The following is a 14741-nucleotide window of genomic DNA, read 5'->3' as shown; positions in this document are numbered from 1 at the left end:
CAGGTACGACCGTCATATGGAGAGGCATGTCGCGCCTCGCCGATCTCGTCGAGGGCGCCCGCATCTCAAGACCCCCATTGGGCACTTGTGGGTAAGAGCAAGCCGATTGCTACCGCGAAGCTTGGGCCTTGAAGCGGGCGGCGAGTTCGGTGTCGTCGACGAAGTCATCGAGGAACTGGTGCCAGGCCGTGGTCGTGAGACGCGCTTCACTGAGCATGTCCGCCAGCTCTTCGACGCCGTGATCGGTCAGTGCGGTGATGGCCTCGTCGGGGCCGGTGTAGACGCTGATGATGGCGCCATAGGTCAGGTTGTCATCGTTCGAGACGATAGCTTCCAGCAGCTCCAGGTCCTCGTCGAGTATACTGACGACATAGCCGTGTCGCGCTACATAGCCGAGGGTGCGGACGTAAGTAACCGTGGCCATCAGGCGGCCAGTGCTTGCGGAGTGCTCGGCGGGGGAGCAATTCGCCGATTCTGTTGATCTTGTGGTCGTGGATGCGATTGAGCAGGTCGGTGATGTAGGCTTGGGGATCGAGGCCATTCATCTTGGCGCGTTTTTATACCTCCCGGGTATAGGGCTGCGTGGCTGCTGACCAGTCCGGGCCAATCTCCGATTCCCCCTCAACGACAATTGGTTCTGGACAGCATTCACTTGTGATGGCACGGCAGAAAAAACGCGGGTTCGCACAACATCATTGACTTGTAAGTCTGCAGCATAATATACTTGTATCTGCGCAACACGGAAAACTCGCTGTTGCGCAGATGGGAGGCCCTTCGTGGCGGAACCGCATACAAAGCTGGCAGACTCGCTGGACGTTCTGAAAGCCCTTCAGGACGAAGGACGCCGCGTTTTTCAGTCAAAGGAACTGACGCGCGCTCATCGTGAACGGCTGCTCAAAAACGGCTTTCTGCAGGACGTGATGAAAGGCTGGCTGATCTCGGCCAGCCCGGGCGAGCGCACTGGCGACACAACGCCCTGGTTCGCCTCTTTCTGGGAATTCTGCACCCGCTATTCGGACGAGCGCTTCGGGCCGAGATGGCACCTCTCGCCCGATCAGTCGCTGCTGATCCATGCCGGGAATACCGTCATACCGAACCAGGTGATCGTCTACAGCCCGAAGGGCACCAACAACACCGTGCAGCTTCTATTCGGCACGTCCCTCTACGACCTCAAGCAGCAGGACATGCCGCCGAAGGACGATCTCGTCGAGAAGGACGGGCTTCGCCTCTTCGCCGCACCAGCCGCCCTGCTCAAAGTCTCGGAAGGCTTTTATCAGCGTTATCCGGTCGAAGCGCAGGTCGTGTTCTCCGGCATATCCGATGCAAGCGATCTGCTTCGCCGCCTTCTCGCTGGCGGCCACTCGGCTATAGCCGGTCGTCTCGCGGGAGCCTTCCGGCGCATCGGCAAAGCTGACATCGCCGACGAGATCGTGGCGACCATGAAGGCAGCCGACTACGCCGTTCGCGAAACCGACCCGTTCGAAGTCGATCGCCAGTTCGCGAAGATCGCCCCGGCGGCATCGCCCATCGTGGCGCGCCTGCAGGTCCTTTGGAAAACCCATCGCGAGACAATCATCCGGATTTTCCCGCCAGCGCCCGGGCTGCCAGCAGACAGGGCAGCTTACCTCCAGCAAGTCGATGACGTTTATCAGAGTGATGCCTACCACTCGCTCTCCATCGAAGGCTACCGCGTCTCGCCGGACCTGATCGAGCGGGTGCGGGCCGGCAGTTGGGACCCACACGAAGTGGAGGGGGATCGCACTGCCCGCGATGCGCTCGCCGCCCGTGGCTACTGGCAGGCATTCCAAGCCGTCAAAGCAGATGTTGAAAAGGTGATCGCTGGCGCAGACGCCGGCAAGCTTGTCAGCAGTTCTCATCGCGCCTGGTACCGCGAACTATTGCAGCCCTGTGTTGCTGCCGGTCTGATCGGTTCCGAGGCCTTAGCGGGCTACCGCAATGATGCGGTCTTTATCCGATCCTCCCGGCACGTCCCACCGCGCTGGCAAGCCGTGCTCGATGCCATGCCGGCGCTGTTCGATCTGCTCTCCGCAGAGAAAGAAGCTTCAGTACGCGCCGTGCTTGGGCATTGGCTGTTCGGCTACATTCATCCCTATCCGGACGGCAACGGCCGGGTCGCCCGTTTTCTCATGAATGTGATGCTCGCGTCCGGCGGCTATCCATGGACCGTGATCCCCGTCGATGATCGCGGTCGCTACATGCAGGCTCTGGAAAGCGCGAGCGTTGACGGAGACATCGAGCCTTTCGCCGCATTCATTGGACAGCTTGTCCAACGGGGCATCGAGGGCAAAGGCGTCGCAACCGTTCCGGAGAACGGTCGATGAACTTGGGCCGTGGCTCAAGCCACAAAGGTCACATGTCCCATAGGAGCGAGCTAAGCCCCAGCAACAGCACTCCGCCCGCTGTAGTGTATGCAATGCATACCGGGAGGGTCCGCTTGAGGACGTCACCCTCCCGGCCGATCAAGCCGACAGTTGCCGCTCCCGCAACGATGTTGTGCGGCGCAATAATGTTGCCGATCGCCGAGCCGAAGCCCTGGCCCGCCAGGGCGAGCAGAGAGGTCAATCCGGTGGCCTTGGCGGCAGCGATCTGAAAATCGGCGAAAATGATGTTTGACGTCGTCGCCGATCCAGTGACGAAGGAGCCAAGCGCGCCGACCAGCGGCACCGCCAGAACCCAGTAGCTTCCCAGCGTTTGCTCTGCCGCCAAGGCCATGGCGTTGATCATCCCGCTGTGAACCATCAGCCGGGCCATTAGCAGCACTGCCACCAATGCAAGCGCAACCAGTGGCAGGCGCCCTGCGGCCGCTCCAAGCGAAGATCTCAGCACATCGATTCCGCTGCGGCTGATTGCTGCTGCAGCGAGCAGCGCAATCATCAGAATCGTGCCGGGATGGTAGAGGAGCGCCAACGAACCGCTGAATTCGCCTGCGAAACTCCAATCGACCGTTGCGGTGCGGAAAAATTCCGCCACCGGCTGTACCAGGCGGGTTGCCAGTACAAAGGCCAGGACAAGGATGTAAGGCAGCCCCGCGCGGACCAGTGCCGATGCTTTCTGTTCCTCCGAACTCCGTTCAGGCGACCACTTCCGCTTCACCAGAATCAGAAACAGCGCAGCTCCGACGAGCGCGCCGCCGAGAGTGGGAAGCTCTGGGCCGGCAATCCAGGCGAAAGCTGCGGCGGGAAGGAAGAAAAGGAACGCAGCTGCAAGAGGGGCGGTCCAGGGGACAGGCTGTGCCGGCGCTTCTTCGGGTGCGGCAAGCCTGAACAGCAACAAAGCCAAGGTCCAGCCCAGCGCGCCGTGTAATATAAGGATTACGAGAGAAAGCGTCCGGGGATCGACGGCTGCGGCTTCTAAGAGCGGCACAATTGGTGTGCCCACAGCGCCGAACGAAACGCCTGCGGCATGGCCTATCAGGGCGAAGACAAGCGCTTTGAGCGGGGCAAAGCCCAGCGCAACGAGCATAGGCGCAGCAAGCGCAACCGGGGTGCCGAACCCTGCCGCTCCCTCCAGAAAGATCGCGAAGAACCAGGCGAGCAGCAGCACAACGATCTGCGGGCTGGTCGATACGGACGAAAGCCATTGGCCGATCCGGGCAGTCTGCCCGGTCTTCTCCTGGTATTCGTAAATTCCGAGCGCCGGAAAGATGATCCACAGAATGCTCGCCGATGTGAAGGAGGCCTCGAGCACCGGGCCGAGCAGGTTAGGCAGTGTGGGAGCGTAGTCAAAACCCGAAACTGCGACTACGCCTGCAAGGCAGGCGGCGGCAAACCCCGCAACGGCCGCCGGCAGGCGGAATGCCACGAGCAGCAGAATGAACAACAAAATCGGCAAAAGCGCGAGCAGTGCCGTCATGCTCAGGCGAGCCTTTCGATCGAAACCGGATACGTTGCCGATCCCGTCTTCTCGAAGCTCGAAATGTTGTCGATGGTGGTTTCGGCGATGGCGGTCATGGCTTCGTGCGTGAAAAACGCTTGATGGCCTGTGATCAGCACATTCGGGAAGGTCAGCAGTCGCGCGAACACGTCGTCCTGGATCATCTGGTCCGACAGATTTTCAAAAAACAGGTCTCCTTCCTCTTCGTAGACGTCGAGGCCAACGTGGCCGATCTTGCGCGCCTTCAGCCCGGCGATGAGTGCCTTGGCATCCACCACTGCGCCGCGGCTGGTGTTGATGAGCATGACGCCGGGCTTCATCTGATCGATCGCTTTACCGTCGATCAGATGATGGGTGGCAGGCGTAAGAGGGCAGTGGAGAGAAATGATATCCGCATTCGCAAACAGTTCGGGCAGGTCGGCATAGCTTCCGCCCATCTCTTCGAATTCCCGATTTCGCTCCGGATCAAAGGCCAGAACCTGGCATCCGAATCCGAGCATAATTCGGGCAACGGCCAGTCCGATCTTGCCCGTGCCAACAATCCCTACAGTGCGACCGCAAAGATCGAATCCAAGCAAGCCCTCAAGGGCAAAGTTGCCTTCACGTACCCGCGCGTAAGCCTTATGAGTCTTGCGGTTGAGGGACAGGATCAGCGCGACTGTATGCTCTGCAACTGCCTCTGGCGAATAAGCGGGAACGCGCGCCACGGTAAGGCCAAGACTGCGCGCTGCTTCGAGATCGACGTGATTGAAGCCGGCGCTGCGCAAGGCGATCAGCCTCGTCCCGTTTGCGGCAAGATCTTCCAGCACCTCGCGGCCGAGTTGGTCGTTCACGAAGGCGCATATCGCGTCATGGCCTGCGGCGAGACCTGTTGAGCCCCGAGTAAGTCGTGTTTCGAAAAAGTGCAACTCGTGCCCGCCGCTCAACGAACTGTTGGCCCGGCTTAAAAAGTCGCGGTCATAACTATGCGAACTAAATACTGCTATTTTCAAATCACTCTCCTGTCATGTCTCAACCACCTCAAAAAATACCAAAAATACCGTACCAAATTAAAGTGAGGAGCACCAAGCCGACCCCGTGGCAAATCGGTCAGGTAAAGACCCTCAACGCATCCGCTTGATAAGCTGCCCGCCAGTGAACTCGCGCCTCCTGGAGGAGTTCATCGTGGTCACGACTGGTTGACCGAATTTTTCATGCGAAGTTTTAAATGCTAATTGGCTTGAAAGGTTCGCCGAAGATGAGCCGATTATCCACGCTAATCGGCTCAGCATCAGAGAAATGCGGCAGGACGCTATTCGGCGCGGCGGTCACTTCTGCCCGCTCGCGCAAGGACCGGGGTAGCCATCGCCGCCCTTCGGCAGCGCCACTCCTACGGTGATCAGGTGCAGTCCTCGCCGAGCCAGGAGCTCGGCAAAGGCAGGCACCCGACATCGCCGCCCAGACTATTACCGTCATGGCGACGATCGACGCGCCGGCTTGCACTTCTGCCGCTTCGGCGCGAAGAGCCACGGGTTCACGGCGCGCGTCACTTCTGCCGCGCAGCTTCTTGCGAATAATGAATGCGCCCGATCCCTGGCGGTCCAGGGGACCGGCTTTACGGGCTCCGGGCCCGCCACCAAAGCAGGCCAGCCTTTGCATGCAGGCGTCCGGCGTCGCCCCGGTGCGGGTGCGGGCCGTGCGGGCGACTCGACGGTCAGGGGCGCCCTGTTCGAGGCAGCGCATGTTCTGATGACCCGCGTTGCGAAGTGGTCGAAGATCAAGGCCTGGGCGATGAATATCGCCAAGCGCCGCGGCGCAAAGCGCGCCAAGGTCGCGCTGGCCCGCAAGCTCGGCATCATTCTGCACCGGATGTGGGTCGACGAAACCGACTTCGTGTACGGCCAGCCGGCATAGTCTTCGACGAGAGGAAAGACACCCAGTCACCCAGCAACTTAGAGATCCCCTGTGGGATGACCGGCAAGGGGACGATGGTCAGGGAAAAGCCGCTGGACACTTTGGCGATCAACGCCGTCTTCGAGATCGGCTACCCTGATTACTCCGACCGCATCATGTGACGACCATGCGTCGATCACGGACAGAAGCATGAACCCCGAGCCGATCCACCTTGCAACCCAGAACCCAATGACAGAAGGCGTCCATTTATTTATACTGCGCGGCAGCAGTGCCGCGTCACGTTCCACTGGACTTGCGTCAGCTGACAGAAGTGGGAGCTGGCGCTAAGCGAACGCGCTGATCCGGCTCTGACACGTCTCAATCATTCGGGAAACTGCTTCTTCTCCACTGTCGCCGATCGCAAGGTCCTTGGGCAGGCTGGCTGACCGGACAGCCTGGGACAGAAGATCAAGCAGCGACGCAGTCGCCGTTTCAGCATCCGCCGCCCTTAAGCCGAGGGTAGCGGCCGCCCGCATGAAATCCGCCATTTTGAGCCTGTCATCCTTGCCGTTGAGCTTCATGGCCATGCGGTCATGTTGAAGGCCGGGAAATACGACGGTGGTAACCGCATCGTAGAGCGGCGCCATCCGGACGCTGGCAAATGTACGGTCGTCCGAGAAGGCAGTTTTGAGAACCGCGAGGTTCTTAAGGTGCATGTCGCCATCCGCTATCAGCCAAGCGAAAAGGGCGCGCCTGAAAAGTGTCAGCACATCATCTTCAGGCGCAGTTGAAAGGCCACGAAGAGCCCGGCCGGCCTGCTCGATGGTTCCGCGATATTTGTCGGCCGCCGTCAGGTCGAGAAGCGAACAGAAATCTTCGAGCGCCAGCAGCCGATCATCATCCGGTGATGTCCTGATATCGAATCGCTCGACCAGAAGAGCAGGCATCATGCCGTCAGACATGGGCACAAGTGCGAAATCGGGCACCATGAATCCCGCCTCGCGTCCAAGGGTCAGACTCATCCATTCGACCATCGGCAGCGCTTCAAAGCCGCTGGTGCCGGCCGGTTTCAGAATATGGGTGAATGGCCTGTCGGTCGCCGGCACCAACGATCCGGAAGGTTCGAGACACATCGGCGCCTTGATTTGCACGCCGGAAAGGCGCGGCGTCCGGGATTCGGCATAAAGGCTGGCAAGGTTCTGCTCGAAACTTCTTTCGAGATCGCCGCGCCTTGGACCTTCGTACCGGCCATTAAAAACACCCGCCGCTTCGAAATCTGCCAGCCGCGCCACCAGGACATCGGCAGGGAGGTCGAGAATTTCGGCGGGATCTTCGGTCACGACAATATTGGACATGTAGCGTTTGCCAGAGCGCAACGCCGTCCGTTCGTCGGAAGCTTTTAGCACGTTTTCGAGCCAGCCTTCCGGCAGGAGCGAACTGATGAAGGGCGGCAACTTGCCGGGGACGGTCTGGCGCACCAGCGGCAAATTGAAGTCCGGCGCGGCGTTCCAGCGCCATTCGAAGCCGTCGTGCACCAGCGTTCCGATCCGATGACCATGCCAGGCGACGGCAAATTCAAGGGCTGCCTGGTTCGGGGCGGGTTTGAGTTCGATACCCTTGCGGAGATAGCGCTCGGCCTCTTCGCCCTCCCGGTACCACTGGTTCTCGCGCGCGAGAACCCATACTGCATCCGCAGCTTTTTCGCGTGAGCCGTATTCCTCGATCAGCCGCTTGGCAATCGCGGTTCGCATGACACTGTCGATCGAGGCGGCATGCTCGCTGCGAACGCGAAAAGCCTCAAGGAATCTCTGCCGAAAAGTTGAAACTTCAACGGTAAATTCGCCGCTGCCGTCATCGACAACAGCGGTGGCCACGGAAGGGACATCCGGGGCTTTGTTCTGGATAATTTCCAGGCTGCGCAGCCGCGTGCGCTGGTTGCGCGGTCCGGTGATGTAGAGTTTGCCGGCATCGGTAGGCCTGAGGAGCACGGCACTTGCTCCGGAGAGATAGGCCCGGGGATAGAGGTAACGTGCTATGCGGATGGCATGGCGAAGGACGGTGGCGTCAATATCCTCGTCCGTGTCGACATAGATGCCGCGCATCAGCTGAACCAGCTTGCCAGCCTCGGCCTGGTAGTGAGCGCGGTTTTTGTCGATTGTTTCGCCAACGAGGTGAAGGGGCATTTTCAACTTTCACGTATTTGACATACGCAAAAGTAGCATTTCTCTCATCCCGCTGCAAACGTTGATTCCAACTTTCGCGTACTTCATATACGAAATAGTTGGAATTCTATTCACCAGGTTGCGTCTGGGCGATTACAAGTTTCTCGTGTTGCGCGCCTGCTGCTGCAAACGCAGTCTGAGACCTCTTGAGTGACGCGACGCCTATATGGCGGCCCTGGATGAGGCGAGCACAGGACAGAGTATCGCTCCCTTCGCGCGCTTTCTCGGCGAACTTGTCGAGGCGGGTCTGGCGGCGCACCCACACCTCAGGATTAACCGGACGGATCGTGGATAGGACTGCTTGCGTGGCCCACGCTCAGCAACCCTGCCGTTCCAGAAAAGCGATAAGGCCGCGCTCGTTGGCCGTGAGCCAGCGGGTCGGGCGTGGAAACTTGCCGGAAAACGCATCGAGATCGCGTGAGCGGATGGCCTCGATCAGCGCCGGATGGATGTAGGACTTGCGCGCGACCGCCGGCGTGTTGCCAAGATGCTGCGCAATGTGAGCCAGCATATCGCCCAGCCTTGCGGTCTCATCGGCAGCGGCTAGCCATTCGAAGGCCAGCGCGCTGGCGGCCCAGGTCCGGAAATCCTTGGCGGTATAGTCATCACCCATGGTCTCGTGAATGTACGCGTTCACTTCGGTGGAACTCACAGGGTGGAACTCGCCATCCTCGGCGCGATACTGAAACAGGTGCTGACCCGGCAGGTCCTGCACTTGCTTCACGAAGCGGATGAGGCCGCGGTCCGTGACATTGAGCGTGCACAGCCGCCCGGACTTCGCGCGAAAGCGCAAGGCCAACCGATTGCCCTCCAGCCGGGCGTGACGCTGACGCAGCGTCGTGGCGCCGAAGCTGCGGTTGTTTCGGGCGTAGCTCTCGTTGCCCACCCGGATCTGGCCGCTATCCAGCAGTTTCACTATCGAAGCGACCGCCCGGTCCCGCGACAATATCCGCCCGGCGAGATCTTTTTCCACTCGCGCCCTGATCCGGGGCAGAAGCTGGCCAAACGTCGCGCAGGCGTTGAACTTTCGGGCATTGCGCCGGGCGATGAAATCGGCGTGATAGATATATTGTTTGCGGCCCCGGGCGTCGATCCCGGTGGCCTGGATATGGGCGTTGCAATCTGCAGCGAACCAGGCGTCGGTGTAAGCCGGTGGAAGCCCGATCTTGTCCAGCCGCTCTATTTCGCCGGGGTCCTCTATGCGGGAACCTTTTGCGTCGATGTAGATCCATCGGCCGCGATATTTGCGCCGGGTGATCGAGGGTTTGTCGACGTCGGCGTAGTACATCGGCTAACCTGGGCCGCTTTTCTCGTCCGCGGGTTCGCCGGGCAGCGGAGTGTCGGTGTTCAGCGCCTCGCGGATGTATAGGCGTTTGACCAGTACGTAGATCACGACGAGCATCGGCGCGGCAAAGATGAGCCCGATTATACCGAAGAGGAAACCTGCAGCGACAATCCAGAACAGGGTAAGCGCGGGGGGCAGGCTTACCAGCTCGCGATGGATGATCGGTACGAGGGTATTGCCCTCGATCTGCTGGACCGCGACGTAAACCACCAGAGCCCACAGGGCGGTTTCTGGTCCTTCGGTAAGGGCAAGGAGAAGACCGGGTATGGCGCCGACAATCGGTCCGAGATAGGGAACCCCTTCGGTAAGGCCCGAAATCAGGCCGAGCGCCATCGCCGAGGGCACCCCGGCGAGCCACAGTCCCACACCCGTTAGCAAGCCGACCACGATCATTGAGATGAGCTGCCCCAGAAGCCACAACCGCAGCGCGCGGCCGGAATCCTCAAGCGATACCGACACCAGGTGCCTGCGGTCAGGCGGGGCGAGCATCACCAGCCCCCGGGTGTAGAGCCGGGGTTGTGCCGCAAAGAAGATTGCGCCGAACACTATCAGGATCAGGGTAGTGGCGGCATTGCCAGCCAGGTTGACGATCTTGGGGACCAGGGTGGGCAAGTCCAGGCCCTGCTTCATCGCGGCCAGCAGCTGGTTGCCGAAGGGCAGTTGGCCAATTCGCCGGCTGAGCTCGTTCCATGACGTGGGAATGGTTTCGCTCAGGTGGGCGAACTGGCTGGCCACGGTCGACCCGAACAGCCAGATGGCGCAACCTGCGATCAACGCGACAAGAAGTATTGCACCAAGCGTGGCGAGCCGGGGGCCGAGGCCGGTGTAGCGGCTGATCGGGTCCGCGACAGTGCGAAGCAGCACGGCTATGACGACGGCGCCGACGACAACCACCAGCAAGATCCTGAGGGACCACAGCACCGCCGCGATAAGGCCAACGACTGCCACGATCAGCAGTCTTTCCACGAAGAGGCGGTGCCTCCCGGACTCCGGCATGCTCATCTCCCGTTTCCCGCCGCAGGCGTTGATTACATGCGGAAACGCATCAACCCGCAGCAAGTGTCACGGTTGCGTGGAGCGACTGAGTGGAATCTGGTCTTTTGGTTTTGCAGCGCACGGTGAACCAGCTGCTCCCCGCACTCAGGCGCGGACGTTGGCGCCAGCCTGCTCGAGAACCTTACGGATCGAAGGCGCCTTCGCGTCATCCACATCGACCGAAAGTTCGATCGCGGAACCGATCGCGCCATCATGGCGTGTGACCGTGCCAGGCGCAACGGCGCCGGAGTCTCCTCCCGAGGGCCTTTGACCCTCGCTGTTTTCGTTACCTGCCGGCTGCAGGAAAATGTCCGGCCTGCCGATGCCATGCTCCTGGACAAGGTGTTCGGTGGCAATGTCAGCGGCCTCCCTCGTCGCAAAGTACGCAATCACGTGTTGCATGATCTGTTCTCCCAAACTCAGACAACGGCCGGGGCATGGCCGGCCTTTTCGAATTTCCGGCCTTACCCCGACGTAAACCGGACCCCGGTCTCCATTCGTGGGGTTGACGGAGGATATACAGAGAGCGCGGAATTGGGCCTCTGGGTTCCGACCCTGAGATGAACCGTGTCGCTCGGGGGGCCGGTTTGGGCCAGGCGTTTCGCTGTTCGCCGCCCTTCCAGCGCGAGGAAGCCCGTCGTTCAGCGACCCGCTTTGCGATCCTCGGCCCGCTTGATTTTGCCTGAGTGAAACGAAACGCCGGGGCAGGATTTCTCCCTTGCATGCCCTTCTCGCTGGACCGCTTTGCCCTCGTCCTGCTGCTCGTAGCCTGCGGCGTGCTCGCCGGGCGCGAGTGGCTGCATCATCACCCCGGGCACAATCCCTGGGCGCCGCTAAGGCTTGCTGATCCTCCGGGTTGGGCCACGGGTCGCAAGTTCGCCGACTTGCGCGAAAACCTGGCGGAATGTCGCGCCTTCCTCGCTCGTAGCGGCATCACGGTCGAACCGCTTCCTCCTGTTGGCGAAGGCGCTTGCCGGCGAGCGGATCGTCAGATTCTGGGAACACCGGCCCGGGCCGATGTGACGCTCGCGCCGCGCGGCGCCCAGGCGACCTGCGCGGTCGATGCCGGGCTCGCCTGGTGGCTGCAACATGGGGTGCAGCCTGAGGCGGAAGCGATACTGGGTTCGAGAGTGGTGCGGATCGAGCATTTGGGAACGGCCAATTGCCGACGCATAGGAGGAAAGGAAGGAAACTGGAGCGAGCACGCCAGCGGCAATGCAATCGATATCGCTGCCTTTGTACTTGCCGACGGACGCAGGATAAGTGTCCGCTCCGACTGGTACGGAGCGGGTAGCGCCGCCACTTTCCTCCATGCCGTAGGCAACAATGCGTGCCGCAGTTTTGCGACCGTGCTCTCACCCGAATATGATGCTGGACACGCCGATCACCTCCATCTCGACCAGGCGCGGCGTATTGGCGGTTGGACTGTCTGCCGCTGAACTTTCGGGGCGAGCGATCGATCCGGCGATTGGCAATCAGGGTATGGAAATTCTGTTGATCGCGGGCGACCTTGTCACGCGCAGACCGTGAAGCATCATGCCGCGTCCTGCGACCGCGCCTTGCGCTCGCGGGCCGGGTGCTCGGGTTCGCATAGCTGCTGGGCGGCCATGATCAGGGCAAGATGTGACAGGCCCTGCGGAAAGTTCCCCAACTGGCGCGGCTCCCCTTCGATGGACAGTTCCTCCGCGAGCAGGCCCAGATCGTTGGCGCAAGCCAAAGTTTGTTCGAACAGGGCATCGGCATCGGCCCTGCGGCCTTGCAGGTGATAGATCTCGGAAAGCCAGAAGCATGCGGCCACGAATGCACCTTCCTGGCCGCCAACTCCATCATCAGTTTCTTCGGGAAGGTAGCGCCGCACCAGCCCATCGTTGCAAAGCAGTTCTTCCTCGATTGCGGCGACGGTCCCGATCATGCGCGGATCTCGGGCCTCTATGAAGCCAACGAGCGGCAGTCGCAGTAGCGCGGCGTCGAGGCGTGTATGGCCGAACTCAGCGACGAACGTATTGCGCCCGGCATCGAACCCTTCGGCCATGACCATATCATAAACCCGAGCGGCCAGTTGGCGGAAATGGGCGGCGCGCTCCTTGTCGTGATCGTCGTGCCATGCGGCTGCCCTGTCGAAGCCGACCCAGCACATGACTTTCGAATACGTGTGATGGGCCGGTCTGCCCCGGCTTTCCCAGATGCCGGCGTCGGGCTTCTCCCAGACCTCTTCAAGCTTGTCCGCAAGCCGTGTGATCAGGTCGTCCCCGGGCTGGGGCGCACAGATTTTCTCGGTGCTGAACGCCTGGAAGAGCGCGTCGATCACCTGACCGAAGACATCGAGCTGCAATTGGTGCGCCGCGCCGTTGCCGATGCGGACGGGCCGGGCCTGATTGAAACCCGGCAACCACTCGACCTCCCATTCCGGCAGCCGCCGGTATCCATCGATGCCGAAGAATGGCTGCATTTCGATCGGATCGCCGCAGATCGCGCGCTCGAGCCAGGCGATCCAGTCCCGTGCTTCCTTGTGCAGGCCGAAGTGGGTGAATGCCAGCAGAGTGAAAGTGGCGTCGCGCAGCCAGCAATATCGATAGTCCCAATTGCGCGATCCCTCGGGTCGTTCGGGAATGGAGGTGGTCAGGGCCGCGACCATGCCGCCGGTAGGCCGGTGCACGAGCGCCTTGAGCGTGATCAGCGAACGTATGACGGCGTCCCGGTGACTGCCCCTATAGTCTATGCGATTGGTCCAGCTTTTCCATTCCTGCTCGGTATCCGCCAGGGACTGTTCGGGCACGACGTGGCGAGGAGGAGGCAGGTGCGATGCGTACCAGGTCAGAACGAACGTCGTCCGACTGCCTTCGCGCGCCGTGAACCTGCTGGAAAGCCGGCGATCGGCGAACTCGATGCCGGCGTCAAAACTCAGCGCCACGCCGTCGGGCCCGGCCACGGCCAGAGCATTGCATTGGTCCTGCAGCTCCACAAGGGGGTGCAGTCGGCCATAGTCAAAGCGCAGGATCAGTTCGCTGGCCATCTCGACCTCGCCCGCAATGCCTTCGACGATGCGCACGATGTCCGGGGCCTCGCCGCGTATCGGCATGAAATCGATGATCCGGACTTTTCCGGTCCGGGTTTCCATATCTGTTTCGAGGATCAGCGTGTTGTCGCGATAGCGGCGTGATTGTTTGAGCACCGGCGTCACCGGAGCAAGCGCCCAGCAACCGTTGTCACGTGTACCGAGTAGCGAAGCGAAGCATGCCTCCGAATCGAAGCGCGGGAAGCAGAGCCATTCGATCGTCGCATCTCGGCCGATGAGCGCGCCGGTTTCTCCGTCGGCGATAATGGCGTAGCCGTCGATGCTGTTGCGGCCGCTCATCTGCTGCGCAGGGTCCAGAAGGCCGCGCCGACACCAGCTAGTGCAGTTGCCGCGCCCAGTGCCAGCGATGTCCGGTGCCGGCTCAGCCAGAACTGGGAACTGCGCTTGCGGGCCTTGTCATCGAAGCGGCCATGCGCGCCGAAGTCTCCCGGCACCGGGGAATAGAGATTGTCGCGGCGGTCGGGAGACACCGGCTCCTTGTCCTGCTGGCCGGAAATGGCAGTGCGGGCAAGATAGCGGTCCAGAAGCGGGGAGGCAAAGCGGTCACCCCATATCGCCGCCAGCGTCGGCCAGCCCAGTTGCAACGACTTGCGGCGGTGATGCGCGGCCCAATGGATGGCTTCGGCGGCCACTTCGGGCTGATAGGGCGCGCTCGCCGGTCTTGGTTTGCGGGGCAGCGTCGTGCGGATCCAGTCGAACTGCGGCGTGTTCACGCCCGGAAGCTGCACCATCGTGACGTGAACCTTCGAGCCGGCATGAATCAGTTCCGCGCGGATCGAATCCTGGAAGCCCTGTATGGCGTGTTTTGCGCCGCAATAGGCGGACTGCAGCGGTATGCCGCGATAGGCAAGGGCAGAGCCGACCAGCACGATTGCGCCCCGGTTGCGGGGAAGCATTCGCTTCAGCGCGGCATGGGTGCCGTAAACCTGGCCAAGATACGTCACTTCGGTGACGCGCACATAATCCTCCAGGCTCATGTCCATGAACGGAGAGAGCACACCCGCGAAGGCGTCGTTGATCCAGATGTCGAGGGGGCCGAAGTGCCTCTCCGCGCGCTCGGCCGCGTCTTCCACCGCCTGCGCATCGGATACGTCGGCGGGCAGGACCAGCGCTTCCCCGCCAGCCTCGCGTACTTCTCTCGCGGTGGCTTCCAGGCCTTCCATGCCCCGCGCGATCAGGCCGATCCGCGCTCCGTCGCGGGCAAAGCGGCGCACCACCGCGCGGCCCACTCCGGCCGAGGCACCGGTAATGACGACGACAGGTCTAAGGTTACTTCGCACGTGAACAAAAAGCCGCG

General features: G+C 61.4%; 11 protein-coding genes and 2 pseudogenes. 3 read left to right on the top strand and 10 right to left on the bottom strand.

From position 1 onward, the window contains the following. Positions 1–109: 109 nt before the first annotated feature. Both IEX32_RS12430 and IEX32_RS12425 read right to left on the bottom strand, forming a co-directional pair. On the bottom strand, positions 110–424 hold the full coding sequence (locus tag IEX32_RS12430; RefSeq protein WP_188771857.1) for a hypothetical protein: 315 nt from the start codon (positions 422–424) through the stop codon (positions 110–112). Between the two features lie 31 nt (positions 425–455). Then, positions 456–551 (bottom strand): annotated as a pseudogene (locus tag IEX32_RS12425) (transposase domain-containing protein); the annotation flags it as partial. 225 nt (positions 552–776) lie between these two features. On the opposite strand from IEX32_RS12425, the gene IEX32_RS12420 reads away from it, so the two are divergent. Continuing rightward, a complete protein-coding gene (locus tag IEX32_RS12420; protein WP_188771856.1) occupies positions 777–2342 on the top strand; it encodes a Fic family protein in 1566 nt (521 codons plus the stop codon). A 28-nt stretch (positions 2343–2370) separates the two neighbouring features. Here the strand turns inward: IEX32_RS12420 and IEX32_RS12415 are convergent, their stop codons facing one another. Continuing rightward, positions 2371–3873 carry an L-lactate permease gene (locus IEX32_RS12415; protein ID WP_188771855.1) on the bottom strand — a complete coding sequence of 501 codons (1503 nt, stop codon included), beginning with the start codon at positions 3871–3873 and terminating at the stop codon, positions 2371–2373. A 2-nt stretch (positions 3874–3875) separates the two neighbouring features. Further along, positions 3876–4886 (bottom strand): 2-hydroxyacid dehydrogenase, encoded by a 1011-nt coding sequence (locus IEX32_RS12410; protein ID WP_188771854.1) that lies wholly within the window; start codon positions 4884–4886, stop codon positions 3876–3878. A 688-nt stretch (positions 4887–5574) separates the two neighbouring features. On the opposite strand from IEX32_RS12410, the pseudogene IEX32_RS20700 reads away from it, so the two are divergent. Further along, positions 5575–5787, top strand: a pseudogene (locus IEX32_RS20700) (IS110 family transposase); the annotation flags it as partial. Between the two features lie 323 nt (positions 5788–6110). On the opposite strand, the gene IEX32_RS12400 reads toward IEX32_RS20700, so the two are convergent. The 4 genes from IEX32_RS12400 to IEX32_RS12385 all read right to left on the bottom strand — a co-directional run bounded on the left by IEX32_RS12400 (position 6111) and on the right by IEX32_RS12385 (position 10770). Then, positions 6111–7949 (bottom strand): type II toxin-antitoxin system HipA family toxin, encoded by a 1839-nt coding sequence (locus tag IEX32_RS12400; protein WP_188771852.1) that lies wholly within the window; start codon positions 7947–7949, stop codon positions 6111–6113. A 355-nt stretch (positions 7950–8304) separates the two neighbouring features. Beyond that, the gene (locus IEX32_RS12395) at positions 8305–9276 is read right to left on the bottom strand and encodes a DNA topoisomerase IB (RefSeq protein WP_188771851.1); all 972 of its coding nucleotides are present in this window, start codon (positions 9274–9276) and stop codon (positions 8305–8307) included. A gap of 3 nt (positions 9277–9279) precedes the next feature. Beyond that, complete coding sequence (locus tag IEX32_RS12390) at positions 9280–10335, bottom strand: AI-2E family transporter (RefSeq protein ID WP_188771850.1); 1056 nt, start codon at positions 10333–10335, stop codon at positions 9280–9282. A 138-nt stretch (positions 10336–10473) separates the two neighbouring features. Continuing rightward, complete coding sequence (locus IEX32_RS12385) at positions 10474–10770, bottom strand: hypothetical protein (RefSeq protein ID WP_188771849.1); 297 nt, start codon at positions 10768–10770, stop codon at positions 10474–10476. A 320-nt stretch (positions 10771–11090) separates the two neighbouring features. Between IEX32_RS12385 and IEX32_RS12380 the strand changes: the two genes are divergently transcribed. After that, the gene (locus IEX32_RS12380) at positions 11091–11807 is read left to right on the top strand and encodes an extensin-like domain-containing protein (protein WP_188771848.1); all 717 of its coding nucleotides are present in this window, start codon (positions 11091–11093) and stop codon (positions 11805–11807) included. 95 nt (positions 11808–11902) lie between these two features. Here IEX32_RS12380 and IEX32_RS12375 read toward each other — a convergent pair whose 3' ends face one another. Both IEX32_RS12375 and IEX32_RS12370 read right to left on the bottom strand, forming a co-directional pair. Then, positions 11903–13723 (bottom strand): glycoside hydrolase family 15 protein, encoded by a 1821-nt coding sequence (locus IEX32_RS12375; protein WP_188771847.1) that lies wholly within the window; start codon positions 13721–13723, stop codon positions 11903–11905. Next, positions 13720–14724: an SDR family oxidoreductase gene (locus IEX32_RS12370; protein ID WP_188771846.1), complete on the bottom strand. Its 1005-nt coding sequence runs from the start codon at positions 14722–14724 to the stop codon at positions 13720–13722. Before IEX32_RS12370 ends, IEX32_RS12375 begins: the two co-directional genes overlap by 4 nt. Between the last annotated feature and the right edge of the window lie 17 nt (positions 14725–14741).

The sequence above is a fragment of the Novosphingobium endophyticum genome (assembly GCF_014640675.1).
GTDB classification, from domain to species: Bacteria; Pseudomonadota; Alphaproteobacteria; order Sphingomonadales; family Sphingomonadaceae; genus Novosphingobium; species Novosphingobium endophyticum.
Note: the sequence above shows the minus strand (reverse complement) of the source record. Positions and strands in the feature narration are given on the sequence as shown.

Coding starts and splice junctions, on each gene's coding strand:
- IEX32_RS12430 (WP_188771857.1), bottom strand. CDS start 424: ATGGCCACGGTTACTTACGTCCGCACCCTCGGCTATGTAGCGCGACAC.
- IEX32_RS12375 (WP_188771847.1), bottom strand. CDS start 13,723: ATGAGCGGCCGCAACAGCATCGACGGCTACGCCATTATCGCCGACGGA.
- IEX32_RS12390 (WP_188771850.1), bottom strand. CDS start 10,335: ATGAGCATGCCGGAGTCCGGGAGGCACCGCCTCTTCGTGGAAAGACTG.
- IEX32_RS12395 (WP_188771851.1), bottom strand. CDS start 9,276: ATGTACTACGCCGACGTCGACAAACCCTCGATCACCCGGCGCAAATAT.
- IEX32_RS12400 (WP_188771852.1), bottom strand. CDS start 7,949: ATGCCCCTTCACCTCGTTGGCGAAACAATCGACAAAAACCGCGCTCAC.
- IEX32_RS12380 (WP_188771848.1), top strand. CDS start 11,091: ATGCCCTTCTCGCTGGACCGCTTTGCCCTCGTCCTGCTGCTCGTAGCC.
- IEX32_RS12415 (WP_188771855.1), bottom strand. CDS start 3,873: ATGACGGCACTGCTCGCGCTTTTGCCGATTTTGTTGTTCATTCTGCTG.
- IEX32_RS12385 (WP_188771849.1), bottom strand. CDS start 10,770: ATGCAACACGTGATTGCGTACTTTGCGACGAGGGAGGCCGCTGACATT.